Below are 17019 nucleotides of genomic sequence, written 5' to 3' on the forward strand. Positions count from 1 at the left end.
GGAGTTATGAAAGATATGGAGAAGAAATCCATTTATTTTTTATGCACAGGCAATTCCTGCAGAAGCCAAATGGCGGAAGGATGGGCCAAGAAATATCTGAATGACGGCTGGAACGTGTACAGCGCCGGGATCGAAGCGCATGGGCTGAATCCGAAGGCGGTGAAGGCGATGAGCGAGGTGGGAATCGATATTTCAACGCAGACCTCCGATATCATCGACCCGGAGATTTTGAACAATGCTGATATGGTCGTTACGCTGTGCGGTGACGCGGCCGACAAATGCCCGGTTACACCGCCGAGTGTCACTCGTGTACATTGGGGATTTGACGATCCGGCCAAAGCGCAGGGCAGCGAAGAGGAGAAGTGGGAAGTCTTCCGCCGCGTTCGCGATCAGGTGGGGGAGCGCATCAGACGCTTTGCCGAAACCGGGGAGTGATTCTGAAGAAGAACCCCGTTCCATATCGAAGTGTACAAGTCCTTGGCATCTCAGCCAGGGGCTTGTTTTGTGCTGGGCGGCAGGAAAGAAAATGAGGATTACGAATCGTAAGTTATGAGAGCAAAATCGGGGTCTGGACGAACGATATTTTTCTCAGAGAACAAATAAATTACATATAGTCGGAGATAGGCTTATCCTCTTTACGAATAGTCAGATTATGTTAGGATGAATGGCAAAAGGAGGAGCATCATGGATGAACTGGATTTGAAGATAATCGAACTGCTGGAGCAGGACGGGCGAATTTCACATGAGGAGATCAGCAAGCAGCTCCATATGTCCAGGCCGGCGGTTCATCAGCGTGTCGCCAAGCTTGAGAAGATGGGGGTCATTCATGGCTATCGGGCTGTTATCGACTGGAGCAAGCTAGAGCAGAAGATCAAGGTACTGATTTTCGTTAAGGTCAAATGCAAAAATTTCAATGAAATCGCACAGCAAATCAGCAGTTTGCAAATCGAAGGAACCACCATCATCGAAAGCCATCGACTGGCCGGTGAGTGGTGCTTGTTGCTCAAAGTAAGGGTGGTCGCCCCTGATGATTTGACCCGGCTGCTTGACTGCATGGTTCAAATCCCGGAGGTGAAGGAGACGTCTACGACCTTTATTTTATCGACAATATTTGAGAACGGCCAAAATTGGCTATGAGGAAAAGAGGCAAGGAACAATGAATACCGTTCAGACGGATTTGGCAAAAGGCAAAAACGCAGCATCTTTTTTATCGGTTGCAGCGGCTCTTCTTATGGTCTATCTGTTCTGGGGAGGAACCTATCTCGGCATGAAGATCGCCATCGAGAGCATGCCTCCGTTCCTGATGGCGGGCGCCCGTTTCATGACGGCTGGGCTGATCCTGTACATCCTGTCCAGAGCGCAAGGAGCCCCGAGACCTGTGGCGTTAGAATGGCGCAATGCCGGAATAGTCGGAGGATTGCTGCTGCTCATGGGCAATGGGGGAGTCGCCTGGGCGGAGCAGCATGTCCCATCAGCCATCGCTTCACTGGTGGTGGCGACCGTACCGTTATGGATGATCCTTCTGGGCAAGCTTCGCGGGTCCAACAGACGTCAAAGTCCCTTCGTATATGTGGGGCTTCTGCTTGGACTGGCCGGGATTGCCGTGCTTGTCTTGCATTCCGGCGGGTCTGCTCAGACCAGGCTGAGTCCCCTCGGCCTAATCGTACTGATCTTTGCTTCGATTTCCTGGGCGGCAGGCTCCCTGTTCTCGAGGAGCGCCAAGCTTCCCGTATTTCCGTTAATGTCAACGGCTATCCAAATGGTGGCTGGCGGCGCCCTTCTGCTGATCCTGTCCTTTGTAATGGAAGACTGGTCCGGACTTCATATCTCAGAGATTTCCGTCCGTTCATGGGCTGCATTCGGTTACCTGGTCCTGTTTGGCTCGCTACTGGGGTACACGGCATACATATGGCTGCTTAATAACGCCGATCCGGCGATTGCTTCAACCTATGCTTTTGTTAATCCGATTGTCGCAGTATTCCTTGGATTCTTCGCCGGGAACGAAGCGTTGACAACCAACGTCTGGATCGCCACATTTCTAATCGTTGGAGCCGTCGTCTTCATCACAAACGGGAAGGAGAAGCAGAAGTAGGCCGGAACAGATGGAAGCTATAATATTTCTCTTGCCCATCCATAATCATGGACTTATACTTTAATGCTATAGGGTTCATGTGATTAAATGATTAAGAAGCAGGGACCGGCGCCAGCCAGGTTTCTGCTTTTTTACGAGGAAAGAAGGCAGAGGGGTTCATGATAGTCACCCAAATGATCATTCTGTTCGGTCTCATCTTGGTTGGATTTATCGCACACAAAACCGGCATTATGGATGCCGAGAGCAACAAGAAAATTTCCAAGCTGCTCGTTAACGTGACGATTCCGGCTCTTATCATCGCTTCGGCAACCGGACATGAGATGGAAGACAAGTCCAAGGTATTTCTGGTTCTGGCCGCTGCGGCGGCGATGTTCGTTGTTACTCCCTTGATCAGCATTTGCATCGTACGAAGGCTCAAGCTGGAAACTACATATGAACTGATGCTGAATTACAGCAACCTGGGCTTCATGGGGATTCCGATAATATCGGGCATTTATGGCGGAGAATCTGTCTTCTTTGTCTCCTTGTTCATGATGGTCTTCAATGTCAGCCTCTTCTCGCATGGCGTATATTTGTTGCAAAAAGGGACCGGGGGCCGGCTCAATCTGAAGAACATGCTGAACCCCGGCATTGTGTCTTCCCTGATTGCAGTCGGCATTTTTCTGTTCGAGATCCGGATTCCGGACCCGCTGCTCCAGCTCTTCAATTCAGTCGGAAGCATCACCTCGCCGCTGGCCATGATCGTGATCGGTTCCACGATGGGTACAGTGCATTTTAAGGATGTCGTGCGCGATAAAATGATGTACTTCTATACCTTTCTGAAAATTGCGCTGTATCCTCTCATCATCTGGTTTCTGTTTCATTTCTTTATCCATGATCCGATGATTCTCGGAATCGCGGTGGTGCTGTCCGGTCTTCCGACGGCCGGGAACGTATCCATGGTCTGTTCGGAATATGACGGGAATCTGCATCTCGTAACAAAAGGGACGTTCATGACCACTCTGTGCTCGCTGTTTACGATCCCGATCTGGATGATGATATTCTGATTGCCCGGCACTCAAGAATGCTCTCAGGTGATTCTCTTACCAACAAAACAAGGCTGCTCCGGCCGTCATGAATCTCATGACAATGGCCGGGAGCAGCCTTGTTTTGTTGAAGCTAGAAGGGTTCTAATGAGCTAAATCGACTTAACGGTTTTCCACAAAATCTCCCGCCTGAGTCCAAGAGGGTACACATGCCGTTCCAGAAAGGTCAGCATAGGTGCATTGTCGGCTTCCACGAAGAAGATCCCTTCCCGGTAGCTGCTGTCGCCTGCGGCCCGGCGAAGCATTTCGGCTAACAAGGCCACACCACGGCCAAGCCGCTGATGCTCCTCTCTGACGAACATCGTCTTGAAGAGCAGGGTATCCTGGCTGAATGCCTCAACAGTCAGCCAGCCGGCGAGCTGATCTTTCCGGCGGACGACGAGGCTGCGCTGGGCATCGATGCCGCTCTCCCCGGCAAGCGGGTTTAGAATGGACGGATACCAATTATCTTCACCGCTGCGCAGCAATTCCCGTTCTTCCGGCGTCAGCGTATGAAAGGGCTGAATGGAGAAGGAGCGCGGCAGGACGAGACTTCCCACCCACGGGAGCTTCTTCGCCAGAGAAAGCGGGCCGGTGGCGGCATGAATCCCCGCCTGCGGCTCGGCAAACCCGCAGACGAGCAGGAAGTCAGCCTGTTCCGACCTCAGGGACAGATCTTCCAGATACTCGGCGCTTAAGAATGTAATCCCGATAGTCCGGAGTCTTCGTTCCAGCTCGGCGATCAGCTTGCTGCCGACTCCTTGCCGCCGTAGAGATGGCGCAACGGCGACGCCCAGGAGTCTCGCTGTCGGCGTTCCATAGCCTGAAAGAACAGCGGCTGCAAGACCGGCCGGAACTCCCAGATGATAGGCGCCAAGCGCCAGTACAGTAGAAGGGAGCTGCTCACCGCTTAACGATCGAAGCTCCGCCGGTATCCATTCCGCAAATTGCGATGGAATGGCTCCCTTGAAGACGGTGAACCGGACTGCGTTACTCATGGCAGCGGATTTGGGTTCACCGGAATGAGCAACTGGTTGACGAGGGCCATATTGTTGGCACTATCATGCAACCCGGTAATCGACAGACGGAATCGACCGATGAGGGATGAATTTGCGTTCAGCCAAGTATTTTGCAGAATCAGAGTAATTTGATTACCGGAACTCAGCGGTGGATTGTATATGAAATCTACACCCTGATTCAAGGTAATGACATCGTTGCTGAAGTCGCCGCTTGCCGAGTATTCCAGCACCAGGGTTGTAGGAGGATCACTTGGGTACGCAGTCAGCGGTTCATCAAAACCAAGGACGATGCTGCCGTCCTGATAGACTGAATTTGTAACAGACGGCGCAACCGAATCGAACAGTACCGGAAGAGACACTTGATCGACGATCTGGCTGTTGTCGGTCAGGGTAAAGTGTAAGGCATGTGCGGCATTCGTATCTATCGGCAGATTAAATAATAGACTGACGCCATTCGGCGAAGAATTTGATGTTACTGTCACATCATTGTTCTCCGATGTCAATTCCAGCTTGCCTACACTAGTACCGTTGCTGCTGCGAACGTCGAAAATGTTTCCGGACAGATAGGAAAGAGTCTCGACTTCCTCACCACGCTTGATCTGCACAAGCTTGGCGATATTTCGTTTGTTGTATCCTTCGTAATAAGAGCCCATCATATTAATCTGATCCGTAACTACGATTGGAAGACCTAATGCCGGATTGACTACAAAAGAGGAATCCGGGGCAATGGAAATGGACAACAGTTGGATTTGGGCAGCGTTGAACACAATAATAGCCTGATTCAATGAATAGGCTGCCGATACAATCGTGTCCGGTATGGCATCAGAATTCAACTGAACCGCGATTGCGGAGTTGATTGCCGCCTGGAAAGTCTCGATTGCCGCGCTTGGATATTGTCCGTTGCCGCTGCCGGCAACCGCCTCGTTAATCAGAACAGTCGCGTTATCAATCGCTGTATTGAGCTGATCGATTCCGGTATAGATAACTGTCGAATACAGAAGGGCCGGGGATAACTTACCCGATAAACTCCGGAGCGTATGATCCGGGCTCGACGGCTGATAGGAGACGATTAACGAATCGCCAGCCATTAATTCAAAGGGCAGAAGGATTGTAATGCTGCTGCCGGACACAGCAATATCCCCGTCGCTGATCGTAATCGGGAAAGAGCTTTGACTATCCAGAACCGTAATAGTGAACTCTTGTGCAGAGGGCTTGTAATCGGGATTCAAGGACTCGCTGTAGGCGAGATTCAGCGTTTCACTGTCCTTGAAAGAGATCACAGGCGGTGCCAACTGCACAGTGGCTTGAGCCAATTCGATCGGAGCCGAAGGAAGAGAGAGGTTGCCTGCGGCATCAACGGCTATCACTGTGTAAATGCCGGTCTGAAGTCCTGTTGTGGAAATTGACGTAGCCGTGTCCGGCTCGGCAACTGAAGCCTTTACTGCAAGCTCATGGCTCACCAGATTCTCCAGCTCATCCACAGTAGTGATTGACGTTCCGAGCGGAATCAGATAGACAACCCCTGTCTCACTGCTCTTGACGGTAACCGCTTCCCCTTGATTGACCACAGGCTCAGACAGCACCGTCAACACCGGCGGAATCAGATCCGAAGGGTTGGCAGGCGTTGGAGTTGCTGTTTCTGACGGGCTCGGCGTAGCTGTTGGTGTCGGTGAAGGAGTAGCGGTTGGTGTTGGTGAAGGAGTTGCCGTTGATGTTGGCGTCGACTCTGTTACCGGCGTAGAAGTCTGCGCAGGAGTCGGGGTGGCAGTCGGCGACGGCGATGCGCTTGGTGAAGCCGAAGGACTAGCCGCCTGCGACGCGCTCGCTTGTCCGGCAGCCTGCTGCTGCTGCGTCGTAATAAAGCGGGACGCGACCAGCGCAACCTGTTCACGGGAAGCATTGCCTCTTGGGTTGAAGGTTCCATCAGCGTTGCCGCTGATCAGGCCAAACTTCAATGCTGCTGCAACCGCATCTCTTGCATAATTCGAGATAGAAGACGCATCCGAGAAGGTTAAATTACCGCCCGCGCCTGCAGACTCTTCAGTAAGACCCAGCGCGCGAATGAACAGAACCGCCATATCCTGGCGGGATAGCGTATTTCCATAACCGAAGTTCCCATCACCCATACCTTTGATTAATCCGGCCTTAACCGCCGCCTCGACATAGTTGAAGGCATATCCGCCCGAAGGGACATCCGAGAAGGTCGGCAAAGCGGGTGGTGAGCTGACATCCAGTTTCAGCGCTTTGGCCAAAATAACGGCGAAATCCTGCCGGCTGATCTGACCTGTCGGGTTGAATTGCCCGGCTCCGGTACCATTTATGATTCCCTTGTTCGCAAGCTCCAGGATGGCATCCCTGGCGAAAGAATTGTTGATGTCGCTGAACGTCGTATCGGCCGCAAAAGCCGTCTGCACAGAAGAAGCTAGCAGCGCTGCAGTAGTCATGACTCCAAATAACCGTTTTTTGCTCAAAAGTTATTCCTCCTAGGGATTATGTAGAAGCTTTCAGACATGAAGCGAATCATTCCACCAGCTTACTTAATATATCGAATTTAATATATCAATTATTTATATTAAAATGATTCTTTTTTCCTAGAGCATGTGTGCAAGCATGACAATCAAGAGGTTCATTTTTCATTCATTGACTAACCCTTTCTCCGACTCTATACTACAGATGAAAGTGTTTTTAAAACCTAAGGGCAATGTTTGCCACTATCGTTCATTAGCGAATGATGAGCACAACCCCGTTCAACCTACAGGGGAGGTGCTCTTTTTTTTATACTTTTTAATAATTATCAGGAGGTAACTATGTTAAAAGAAGCAGTATATCATCGTCCCAAAAATAATTTTGCCTATGCGTACGACACGAAGACACTGCATTTAAGATTGAGATCCAAGAAAAATGATCTTACTGAAGTAAACTTAATCCATGGCGATCCGTATAGTTGGGCCGAGGACGGAGTGGTGTCCGATACCGTTCCAATGAGTAAGCTTACCTCGGATGAGCTGTTCGATTACTGGTTTATCGCAATTTCGCCGCAAAATAACCGGTTCGTCTACATGTTTGAGCTGCATGATGGGGAAGAAGTCGCTATTTACGGCGAAAAGGGCTTTACTTCTTCTTTGGACGGCAATCGCTTTTTCCGTTTTCCATACTTGAATGCGATTGATGTGTTTGACGCTCCGGCATGGGCAAAGAGCACCGTGTGGTATCAAATTTTCCCTGAGCGGTTTGCCAACGGAAATCCGGATCGCAAGACGAATGTGAATGGGCAATGGGGAGATGTTCCGAAGTCGGACAGCTTTTTCGGCGGCGATTTGGAAGGGATTACACAGAATCTCGATTATCTTGTTGAGCTGGGGATCACGGGGATTTATCTGAATCCGATTTTCGAGTCGCCAACGAACCATAAATACGATACGACGGATTATTTGAGAATTGACCCGCAATTCGGTGATGAAGAGACGTTAAGAACGCTGGTGAAGGAAAGTCATGCCCGCGGTATTCGCGTTATGCTGGACGCTGTGTTTAATCACTCCGGCTATGGATTTGCGCCATTCCAGGATGTATTGAAGCACGGGGCCAAGTCTCGTTATGCCGATTGGTTCCATATTTCAAGCTTCGGGGAGAATGGGGAACCGCACACTTATGAGACATTTGCCTTTGTTCCGGATATGCCAAAGTTTAAAACCTCCAATCCGGAAGTGAAGGAATACCTCTTGAAGGTTGCCAAATACTGGATAGAAAAATGTGATATAGACGGCTGGCGGCTCGATATCGCGAACGAAATTGATCATAAGTTCTGGCGGCAGTTCAGAAATGAAGTTAGAGGGTTAAAGGACGATCTCTATATCATCGCCGAGGTGTGGAACGATGCAATGCCTTGGCTGCAGGGGGATCAGTTCGACTCGGTAATGAACTATCCGTTCACTGAGGCGGTCATTGATTTTGTAGCTAAGCGCAAGATCGGTGCGGAGAAGTTCGCTAACGAGCTCGTCAGTCATCTTCAGCTGTACCCCGACAACGTCAATGAAGTGATGTTTAATTTGCTTGGAAGCCATGATACAGCGCGAGTATTGACAGAATCTCAAGACGACAAGTCGAGATTGAAGCTTGCTTTTCTGCTGCTGCTGACTTATCCCGGAAGTCCGAGCATCTATTATGGGGATGAAGTTGGATTAACGGGAGACGGCGACGATTTTGCCTATTACCGCAGATGCATGGAATGGGACCCGGAGAAGCAGGATCAGGATTTGCTGAGCTTCGTCAAACGGTTAATTCGTATAAGAAAGACGAACAGTGCATTGACCGACAATGCCCGTTTCAGCATCATTGAGGCCAACAACGACTCCGGACTGCTTGTCTTCTCGAGAGGAGAAGGGCAGCAGAAGATCGTGGTAGCTCTCAATAACGGAACGGCTTCTGTTAACGTTGCACTGCCGGGCGACTTGGCGAAGCAGCGGATCGTTGATCTTTGGAGCGAGCAGCAGAAAGTACTGGAGAAAGAGGCATTAAGCTTTGCGCTTGAGCCTATGCAGTTCGTAATATACAGCGTGGAATAATCGAGTATATTCGGTATGACGAAGATAAAAAGTCCTGCATTCACAAGAATGCGGGACTTTTTGTGAAGAAGAAGATATACAATGTAATGAGGATTAGAATATTTACAGTTAGAATACTAAGTATTGGCACGATAACATAATTAGAATTCTAACTATAAGTCATAAAGATAATTAGAGCGAAACATGCAGAACCGCAGCCGCAGTGAAGAGACGGAAGTTGTTGTAGTATTCATCCGGTGGGAATCCGAGGAAGCCTGGAAGAGCTGGGAGAAGAGTCCGGCCCATATTGCGGGACACAAGAACAGTCACAATCAGGAGAAGCCGGAATATTTGCTGAGCACCGAAGTAACCATGTATGAGGTTCAATAAATCGTTCTGCATGGCTTAGCCAAATAACAAAGCCGCACCAGGTGCGGCTTATTGTCGATTCGGCTGCAGGAATTCGGCTCCATTAGAGGTTCAGAATCATCTTGTAAATCCCCGGTTCGGAGCGGAATCCGAGCAAATCCCGGTTGATTCGAAGCATCGGACCGTTCTTGGAATCATTGTGTGTTCTCAAATAAGGAGAATCTAGCTCTGAAGCGGTTTCAATCGCCAGCAGCTTCAAAGCCAGCGCAATCCGGCGGTTCCGGTATTCAAGGAGTACCCCGGTATAATCATGATACATTCCTCTTGTCTGTTCATTGCGCCGCATTGCGGCTACACCGACATAACGGTCTCCGTCTTTGGCGATATGTATCCATTCCGGGCTTGTATCGCTCTGCTGCAAATTCCATTTTCTCCACTCCTCGAACCAGGGGAAGCTGCCGGTATATCCCGGAATATCATTATGAGTCGTCTTGTACAATTCATGCAGCTTGCGCTCTTGCTCTTCGCCCGGCTCGCTCGCCAGAGTGACGAAGGTGATGCCGGAAGCTTCCGCTTCCTTGATTGCATGAAGCAGCGGCTCACCGTTATACGTAGACAAGTCCAGAACGGATTCGAACGTATGCCGCTCGGTCTGATAGCCCAGGCGTTCGGCAAAAGCAAGGGACCGGTTGTCGGCATCCCGCACATGGCTGACGAGACGCGAAGCCTTAACGCCTCGTGCCCATTCCAGAAGCACATCATACATTTCTCGGCCAATTCCCATTCCACGGTAATCCAGATGAACCGCAAGCGTAAGAGATAACAGACCGGGTGTGGTCCATGGCGCCCGCCAAATCATCGCATAAGCCAACAGATGGCCGCCTGCATCCTCCGCCACCCATTTCGGACGGTCCCATCCCGTCAATTCTCCTTGCTCATTGTAGTCCAGCTGTCCGGGAGGAATCATGTCCTCGGCTTCCTTAAGCTGTTCCGCCGACACAGGCTCCGGCTCGATCATGCTCAGCAGGAAAGCCGCTTCCTTGAAATCCTCCGGCTCCCGAAATTTTCGTATAGTAAACATTGGAATTAGTTCCACCTCCATCCTCTATATAAGCATAATCCGGATTGCCATGTCTAATTAAAGTTCAGAGGCAGTTCTTTGGAACATTTTTTCTGAACTAAAATGCCCTTTCGCGGAGATATTAAGGTACAGATCACGTTAAAGAAAGCCACGGTAAGCACTTTTCAAAGTTAGGTGGAGAGTTATGAACCGAGTGAAACGGATAATGAGTATTCTGATATGCGTCGTTATTCCGGTATCCCTGAGCATGGTGTGCACTCCAGCGCAGGCCGCGGCCAATCCCTCCGAGCAGGAGAACGAAGTAGAGTCCGTGCTTGAGACCATGTTCAAGGAACGGGCCAAGACTCTAGTCACTCAGGATATGCCGGCTATTGAAGCTTTCTATGATAAGGAGAAGGCTAGCCGTGTGGCATACTGGCATGAGCGGAACCGCTGCAGCTATATGAACAAATGGGCGGAGAAGCGGGATGTGAAGCTGACACATGCCGATAGCTCGATCCGGATCGTCCGGAAGAGCGTCCATCAGGAATATGCGAAGATCTCTTTGGTGCAATCTGAACAAATCGGGTATACCTATATGAAGAAATTTTTGCCCGAACAATTTTTCGGAGTCGGCACCCGGCACTTTATTACTCTTAAGAAGACGGATGGGGTATGGAAAATCTACCGGGAATGGTATCTGGACCCTCTCGACGAAAACCCCGACAAAATCGCGGATGGCACACTGCCTTCCATTAACAAGGAAGCTGATGAATCGGAGCATAACGGCAGCACTTATAAGCGCAAACGCGCCGTGCAATATGCCAATAAGTATGCAGGGGCAGCCTGGGGAGCTGGAAACCATCATCACTATAATAAAAAATATCTCGATTACACCGGCAAAGGCGGAGATTGTACGAATTTCGCTTCTCAGGTCGTCGGAGACGAGAAAGAGGGGGGCGGCTTATCACATAAAGGCGGCTGGCTATATTTCAAAGGAACCGGTGGAACGCGGACATGGGTTCATACCGATTCATTCAGCCATTTTTTGACGTATTCAGGCTATGGAAGACTCATTAAGCAGGGTAGGTACGAAGAGGTCGTTGCACCATCGTCCAAGCATCCGAACGGAGCGGTCAGTGAACTGAAGCCTGGGGATCTGATCGCATATATACCGAGAAATAATGACATCGATCACTTTGCGGTTATCGTAGGCTTCAACGATTACGGATATCCGATGGTCAATTGCCACACGGCTGACCGTTACCATGTCCCTTTTGATCTCGGATGGGACCGCAACACCCAATATCGGCTGATTCATATCAGAGATTAGCCCAGGCTAATGCTGACAAGCCCGGTATAACGGAAGAGGTAGTCTCATACAATGGACATCATGAGAATTCTGTTATGCTGGAGGCAATATGACAATACCCCGGCTTGTGCAGCAATCCGTAATCCGGGTCTGCGCGATACTTCTGGTGAAAGGAATCGGTCTCGCCGGCCGAGTCACTCTTACCCGTATGGTCGGACCCGAGGGGATCGGCCTGTATCAGATTGCCTACTCGTTCTATGGATTCGCTCTGATGCTCGCAGGAGGTCTTCCGACCACGTTAGCCTTAGCGACCGCGAAGAGGCCGTCGCATGGCTGGACTTTTTTCATAATCTTATCGCTTCTGGTCGGTCCTGTGATTGGATTGGCCAGTTTAACCATGTTTCTTTTAGCTCCCGTAATAGCCGACCTGCTAGGGAACCGCAATCTGGAATTCGCCATTAGAAGCCTCGCGCCGGCACTGGCGGCTGTCACACTGTTAAGCCTGCTGCGAGGGTATTTGCAGGGATTAAAACAAGTAACCGTCATAGCCGTGTCCGAGGTTGTGGAACAATCGGTCAGGTATGCCGTCTTGCTCCTGCTGGTCTGGCAGCTGCTGGATACGGGGATTGAACGAGCTGTCGGCTGGGGTATGTATGGTACTGTCTCCGGCGCTATCGCAGCTTTCGCTATGCTGACCCTGTTTCATGCCTTTTCGCAAAAACGTCTTCCGGCAGCAACCCATGAACGTTCGCTTCCGGCTTCCTGGTTCATCAAGACTTCGCTTCTGATCTCCGCGACTCGCTTGCTCATTCCCGCCTCTGAGTTTATCGATGCGCTGCTCATACCGAACCGGCTGCTGTCGGCCGGGTACAGCATCTCAACAGCTACAGCGATGTACGGCGTCATATATGGGATGGGGGTGATCGTGGTCTATACTCCGACTCTGTTGACCGGAGCGTTAAGCCATACGGTGTCCGCACAGCTTGCAGCCGCCTGGCAGCAGGGCAACCTGGTCCGGTACCGACGCCTCTCCCGAACCATTCTTCGCGCCGCCTGGCTCTGGGGGCTCATTTCGGGCATCTTTTTGTATGAGTGTGCGGACGAGCTTTCCTTCTATATTTTCAATACGGCAGAAGCCGGAATCATCATTCGGTATTTGGCTCTCATTCCAATGATTGTCGGTTTCCGGGAAGTCTCCACCTGTATCCTGTGGGCAAGAGATAGCCAGAAGCAGCCGCTTGTCGGTCTGCTCACGGGGATAGGCTGCTCTGTTGTGCTGCAATATATTCTGGTCGCCATACCCGGCTGGGGTTATCCTGGAGCCTGCATCGGCATAATGACGCTTGAGTTGGTCGCGTTAATGTCGAACATGAGCTGGCAGAACCGTATACACAGCACACGAAAAAGAAACCTGATGCTGGCCCTCGTGGATTTAGTGATCATCGATACATTTTACTGGGGGGTATCCATGACCTTCCATCCATCACCGGAAACGGCGGGCCTGCTTCGGTTCCTCTTCATGAGCCTGTTCTATTTCACAGGATCGGGTTTGTACATGTACCTCCGGTGCATCCGAAAGTCCTTGCTTTAGGGGGAAATCATATTACTCGCTCCCCTATATGCGCATGGCAGGTCCAAAAAATTCATAATGCAGCCGGCTGTCCGGCATGCCCAGTAATTTGAGCTCCGAAATGACGGACTCCATGAACGAGACCGGCCCGCAGACGTAAACATCGCCGGAAAGATCCGCATAGGTGCTCAAAACATCCCGGTTGATTCGTCCATCCGGTTCTTCCGAGTAGAACACCTTCCACTTCGAATTGCTCATCCGTCCGGCGTATTCTTCGATATCCTTCCGAAAAGCTCCGAGCGCTTCGTTGCGGGCAGCATGCAGGAAGACGACAGGGCGGTTCGGGGTTAACGAGGATATGGTTTCGAACATGCCGATCATCGGGGTAATGCCGACTCCGGCAGAGATAAAGGCGACCGGTCCGGTCTTGCCCGTATCGAGAACGAACTCGCCGGCAGGCGGGCTGACCTCAAGGATATCTCCTTCCTGAATGTCGTCATGCAGATAGATCGAGACACGCCCGTTCGGATCGTTGTCGGCTTCCCGTTTGACCGAGATCCGGAATTCATCCGGCTTCGGTGCCTGGGACAGGCTGTATTGGCGAATCATGCTGTAACGTTCACCCGGAATAGATACACGGACTGAAATATATTGGCCTGGCTTGTAAGACGGAACGCCGCCTTCGTCAGCAGGCTTGAGATGGAAGGAGACAATATTCCCGCTCTCCTGCACTCTGCGGCTAACAACAAAACGCTTGAAGAAGTTCCAGCCATGCTCCCGTTCTCTGGATTCCTTATACATACCTGCTTCAACACCGATGAAGGCATCGGCAATGACGCCATAGGCTTCTTGCCAGGCTCCCAGAATTTCATCCGTAGCCGCCTCTCCAAGCACCTCCTTGATCGCCTTCAGCAAAAATTCGCCTACGATCGGATAGTGCTCGGGCTTGACGCCAAGACTTACGTGCTTATGCCCGATCTGGATGACGGCCGGGATAATCGCTTCCAGATTATCAATATGAACCGCTGCCGCGTATACGGTATTGGCGAGTGCGGTCTGCTGACGGCCTTTGGCCTGATTGGCATGGTTAAAAATATGAAGCAGCTCGGGATGCGCTTCGAATAATCTGCTATAGAATACCGTTGTAATGGCGGTACCGTGTTCGGCAAGCACCGGGGCCGTGGACTTCACAATATCTTTCGTATGTTGAGATAGCATTTAAGTTCCTCCTTGATATTTGGTCCATCAGTGACGGGTCTAGGATAACTCTGTGCGAGAACAAGGACGTGTGATCACGATCACACTAATTTCGAAAACTGTGATATATGTCACATTTTTTACATAAGGAAAATTTAGGGTTCAAGATTTGAGATAAGTGAAAAGAAGTACTTTTTGAAAATGTCATAATGATATTGACGAAGGGAAACTATAAGCGTATGATGAGGGAGTCTCGAATTGCACTGAATTTAAGTAACCACATAAATAAATGAAACTAACGGGAGGAATGGAAGTGGAGTCATCAACTTTTGTGTTATTCGGCGCTACCGGTGACCTGGCCAAGCGGAAGATTTACCCCGCTCTATACAATTTGTTCGTTGACGGGAAATTGCCTGAAGCCTTTGCTGTGTTCGGCTTGGGCAGACGCGAATGGAATGATGAGTCATTCCGTGTGCAGGTGGAACACTCGCTTCGTACGTTCTCCCGCCGTCCAATTTCGGATGAGAAGCAGCTTGAAGCTTTCCTCCGTGTATTCCGGTACAGTGTTCTCGATGTCGGACGGCTGGAGGACTTTACCCGGCTTCTGGACAGAGTCCAGTCGGTCGAAAGCGAGCAAGGGATTGCCGGGAACCGGATGTTTTATTTATCGGTAGGTCCCGAATTCTTCGGACCGATTGCCGCCAATATTGAAGCAAGCGGCCTGGGCGCTGTAAAAGGCTGGAAGCGGCTCATTATCGAGAAGCCGTTCGGACGCGATCTGGAGTCGGCAAGAGAACTGAATGCTGCGTTAAATTCCGCTTTTTCCGAGGATGAAATATTCCGGATCGATCATTATCTTGGCAAACGGATGGTTCAGAACCTGGAAGTGCTGGAGTACTCCAACCCTGTGCTGAAGGCGCTCTGGAGTAACCGCTATATCGCCAATGTGCAGATAACCGCCAGCGAGACCGTAGGCGTTGAAGAGAGAGCGGGCTATTATGACAAATCGGGCGCGCTGCGCGATATGTTCCAGAACCATATGCTGCAGCTTCTCATGATGACCGCCATGCAGCTTCCGAAAGGCAGCTCGCCTGTCCAGGTCAGAGACAAGAAGAGACATGTGATGAAATCGCTCCGTCCGCTGACAAAAGAGGAAACTGTCAACGAGATCGTTCTCGGGCAGTACACGGAAAGCATGGTGAACGGAAAAATATCCGCAGGCTATAAGAACGAGCCCGGAATCCCGGTAGACTCCCGGACGGAGACGTTCATTGCGGCGCGCCTCTGGATCGAAGATCCGGTATGGAGCGAGGTTCCTTTCTATATCCGTACCGGCAAGAAGTTGAAGGAGAAATCGACCCGGATTGTCATTGAATTCAGAGAGCCGCTGCGCAATCCGGCCGAGAAGAAGGAGACTTCGCCGAATCTGCTCATTGTGGAGATTAGTCCGAATGAGGGAATCACCCTCCAGGTCAACAGCCGCAACCCGCTGAAGAAGGGAGAGCTAGAGCCGATCCGGATCACCTACAAGGCGCCGGGCGGAGATGTTCCTGAAGCGTACGAGAATTTGCTGCATGATGCCTTCCGGGGCGACGCCACCTTCTTTGCCCATTGGGATGAGGTAGAACTCTCGTGGCAGTGGGTGAAGCCGATCCAGGAGGCGATGGAGGAAGGATTGATTCCGCTTCGTGCCTATACAGCTGGTTCGAACGGTCCTGAAGAGGCCCGCGCACTGCTCGGCAATGATACGTGGTGGCTGGATGGAGATATCCTGGAGACAGAGCCGGGTAGTGTTTCTGAACAGGATAATACAGAACAGGATGACACGGTGCAGAAGCTGAAAGAAGGAGCTTAAACGCTATATTAATCGCGATAGAAGTTTCATTTATGGAGGGATTGATATGAAAGTCGGTTTGATCGGTTTGGGTAAAATGGGACTGAATCTTGGCAAAAATATGTTGGAGCACGGCCATGAACTGGTCGCTTATGACCTGAACTCCGCAGCGGTGGAGGAGATCCGGCAAGCCGGAGCAGTCGGAAGCACCAGTCTGGCTGAGCTTGTCTTGCGGCTGCCGGCTCCCCGTGTGCTGTGGATTATGGTTCCGCATCAGGTAGTGGATGCGGTGCTGGATGAGCTGCAGCCTCTGCTGACAGCTGGCGATATTGTGATCGAGGCCGGCAACTCCCATTACAAGCAGTCCATCGCCCGCTACGAGCGGCTGAAGGAATCCGGCATCCGGTTCATGGATGCCGGAACATCCGGCGGGATGGAAGGCGCCAGATATGGAGCCTGCTACATGGTCGGCGGTGATGATGACGCATGGGAGACGGTTATGCCGATCTTCCGCGATACGGCAACGCCGAACGGCTATCTGCATGCCGGTAAAGCCGGGAGCGGACATTTTCTGAAGATGGTCCATAACGGTATCGAATACGGCATGATGGCCGCGATCGGTGAAGGCTTCGAGGTGCTGGAGAAGAGCGGCTTCGATTTCGACTTCGAGCAGGTGGCCCGCGTCTGGAACAACGGCTCCGTTATCCGCTCCTGGCTGATGGAGCTGATGGAGCGCGCGTTCTCCAAAGATGCCAAGCTGGATGAGATTAAAGGGATCATGCATTCCTCCGGCGAAGGCAAATGGACGCTGGAGACAGCGTTTGATCTGCAGACGGCCACGCCGGTTATCGCGATGTCGCTCTTGATGCGCTACCGCTCGCTTGAGAGCGATACGTTCACAGGCAAGGTCGTCGCCGCGCTCCGCAACGAGTTCGGCGGACATGCTGTGGAGGCAAAGTAA

General features: G+C 51.1%; 14 protein-coding genes. 10 read left to right on the top strand and 4 right to left on the bottom strand.

Features of this window, described 5'->3' with window-relative positions; translation table 11 throughout:
* Positions 1-15: 15 nt before the first annotated feature.
* From arsC to PSTEL_RS13470, 4 genes are all read left to right on the top strand, one after another.
* Positions 16-435, top strand: coding sequence for an arsenate reductase (thioredoxin) (gene arsC / locus PSTEL_RS13455; RefSeq protein ID WP_038696022.1), 420 nt, complete (start codon positions 16-18; stop codon positions 433-435).
* A 249-nt stretch (positions 436-684) separates the two neighbouring features.
* Complete coding sequence (locus PSTEL_RS13460) at positions 685-1137, top strand: Lrp/AsnC family transcriptional regulator (RefSeq protein ID WP_038696024.1); 453 nt, start codon at positions 685-687, stop codon at positions 1135-1137.
* A gap of 19 nt (positions 1138-1156) precedes the next feature.
* Positions 1157-2092 (top strand): drug/metabolite exporter YedA, encoded by a 936-nt coding sequence (gene yedA, locus PSTEL_RS13465; RefSeq protein ID WP_084065059.1) that lies wholly within the window; start codon positions 1157-1159, stop codon positions 2090-2092.
* Positions 2093-2250: 158 nt separating this feature from the next.
* Entirely contained in the window at positions 2251-3138 is an 888-nt protein-coding gene (locus PSTEL_RS13470) for an AEC family transporter (protein ID WP_084065063.1), read from the top strand.
* A 131-nt stretch (positions 3139-3269) separates the two neighbouring features.
* On the opposite strand, the gene PSTEL_RS13475 is transcribed toward PSTEL_RS13470, so the two are convergent.
* On the bottom strand, positions 3270-4154 hold the full coding sequence (locus PSTEL_RS13475) for a GNAT family N-acetyltransferase (protein WP_038696028.1): 885 nt from the start codon (positions 4152-4154) through the stop codon (positions 3270-3272).
* A complete protein-coding gene (locus PSTEL_RS26300) occupies positions 4151-6646 on the bottom strand; it encodes an S-layer homology domain-containing protein (RefSeq protein ID WP_052098449.1) in 2496 nt (831 codons plus the stop codon). The genes PSTEL_RS13475 and PSTEL_RS26300 overlap by 4 nt, the downstream gene beginning before the upstream one ends.
* 336 nt (positions 6647-6982) lie before the next feature.
* Between PSTEL_RS26300 and PSTEL_RS13485 the strand changes: the two genes are divergently transcribed.
* Positions 6983-8737 carry a glycoside hydrolase family 13 protein gene (locus PSTEL_RS13485; protein ID WP_038696030.1) on the top strand — a complete coding sequence of 585 codons (1755 nt, stop codon included), beginning with the start codon at positions 6983-6985 and terminating at the stop codon, positions 8735-8737.
* A 183-nt stretch (positions 8738-8920) separates the two neighbouring features.
* Positions 8921-9106, top strand: coding sequence for an antibiotic biosynthesis monooxygenase (locus PSTEL_RS13490; protein WP_038696032.1), 186 nt, complete (start codon positions 8921-8923; stop codon positions 9104-9106).
* A gap of 82 nt (positions 9107-9188) precedes the next feature.
* On the opposite strand, the gene PSTEL_RS13495 is transcribed toward PSTEL_RS13490, so the two are convergent.
* Positions 9189-10166 (bottom strand): GNAT family N-acetyltransferase, encoded by a 978-nt coding sequence (locus PSTEL_RS13495; RefSeq protein WP_038696034.1) that lies wholly within the window; start codon positions 10164-10166, stop codon positions 9189-9191.
* 184 nt (positions 10167-10350) lie between these two features.
* On the opposite strand from PSTEL_RS13495, the gene PSTEL_RS13500 reads away from it, so the two are divergent.
* Both PSTEL_RS13500 and PSTEL_RS13505 read left to right on the top strand, forming a co-directional pair.
* Positions 10351-11478, top strand: coding sequence for an amidase domain-containing protein (locus PSTEL_RS13500; protein ID WP_038696036.1), 1128 nt, complete (start codon positions 10351-10353; stop codon positions 11476-11478).
* 88 nt (positions 11479-11566) lie between these two features.
* The gene (locus PSTEL_RS13505) at positions 11567-13048 is read left to right on the top strand and encodes an oligosaccharide flippase family protein (RefSeq protein ID WP_038696038.1); all 1482 of its coding nucleotides are present in this window, start codon (positions 11567-11569) and stop codon (positions 13046-13048) included.
* Between the two features lie 24 nt (positions 13049-13072).
* On the opposite strand, the gene hmpA is transcribed toward PSTEL_RS13505, so the two are convergent.
* Positions 13073-14245: an NO-inducible flavohemoprotein gene (hmpA, locus tag PSTEL_RS13510; protein ID WP_038696041.1), complete on the bottom strand. Its 1173-nt coding sequence runs from the start codon at positions 14243-14245 to the stop codon at positions 13073-13075.
* Positions 14246-14537: 292 nt separating this feature from the next.
* Between hmpA and zwf the strand changes: the two genes are divergently transcribed.
* Together zwf and gnd are read left to right on the top strand one after the other, a co-directional pair.
* A complete protein-coding gene (zwf, locus tag PSTEL_RS13515; RefSeq protein ID WP_052099231.1) occupies positions 14538-16079 on the top strand; it encodes a glucose-6-phosphate dehydrogenase in 1542 nt (513 codons plus the stop codon).
* Positions 16080-16125: 46 nt separating this feature from the next.
* Positions 16126-17019, top strand: a complete 894-nt coding sequence (gene gnd / locus PSTEL_RS13520; protein WP_038696043.1) for a phosphogluconate dehydrogenase (NAD(+)-dependent, decarboxylating) — start codon at positions 16126-16128, stop codon at positions 17017-17019.

The sequence above is a fragment of the Paenibacillus stellifer genome, from assembly GCF_000758685.1.
Lineage (GTDB): Bacteria > Bacillota > Bacilli > Paenibacillales > Paenibacillaceae > Paenibacillus_AQ > Paenibacillus_AQ stellifer.

Bases quoted from the DNA above. Each gene is read 5' to 3' on its own strand.
- arsC (WP_038696022.1), top strand. From the start codon at position 16: ATGGAGAAGAAATCCATTTATTTTTTATGCACAGGCAATTCCTGCAGA.
- PSTEL_RS13460 (WP_038696024.1), top strand. From the start codon at position 685: ATGGATGAACTGGATTTGAAGATAATCGAACTGCTGGAGCAGGACGGG.
- yedA (WP_084065059.1), top strand. From the start codon at position 1,157: ATGAATACCGTTCAGACGGATTTGGCAAAAGGCAAAAACGCAGCATCT.
- PSTEL_RS13470 (WP_084065063.1), top strand. From the start codon at position 2,251: ATGATAGTCACCCAAATGATCATTCTGTTCGGTCTCATCTTGGTTGGA.
- PSTEL_RS13475 (WP_038696028.1), bottom strand. From the start codon at position 4,154: ATGAGTAACGCAGTCCGGTTCACCGTCTTCAAGGGAGCCATTCCATCG.
- PSTEL_RS13485 (WP_038696030.1), top strand. From the start codon at position 6,983: ATGTTAAAAGAAGCAGTATATCATCGTCCCAAAAATAATTTTGCCTAT.
- PSTEL_RS13490 (WP_038696032.1), top strand. From the start codon at position 8,921: ATGCAGAACCGCAGCCGCAGTGAAGAGACGGAAGTTGTTGTAGTATTC.
- PSTEL_RS13495 (WP_038696034.1), bottom strand. From the start codon at position 10,166: ATGTTTACTATACGAAAATTTCGGGAGCCGGAGGATTTCAAGGAAGCG.
- PSTEL_RS13500 (WP_038696036.1), top strand. From the start codon at position 10,351: ATGAACCGAGTGAAACGGATAATGAGTATTCTGATATGCGTCGTTATT.
- PSTEL_RS13505 (WP_038696038.1), top strand. From the start codon at position 11,567: ATGACAATACCCCGGCTTGTGCAGCAATCCGTAATCCGGGTCTGCGCG.
- hmpA (WP_038696041.1), bottom strand. From the start codon at position 14,245: ATGCTATCTCAACATACGAAAGATATTGTGAAGTCCACGGCCCCGGTG.
- gnd (WP_038696043.1), top strand. From the start codon at position 16,126: ATGAAAGTCGGTTTGATCGGTTTGGGTAAAATGGGACTGAATCTTGGC.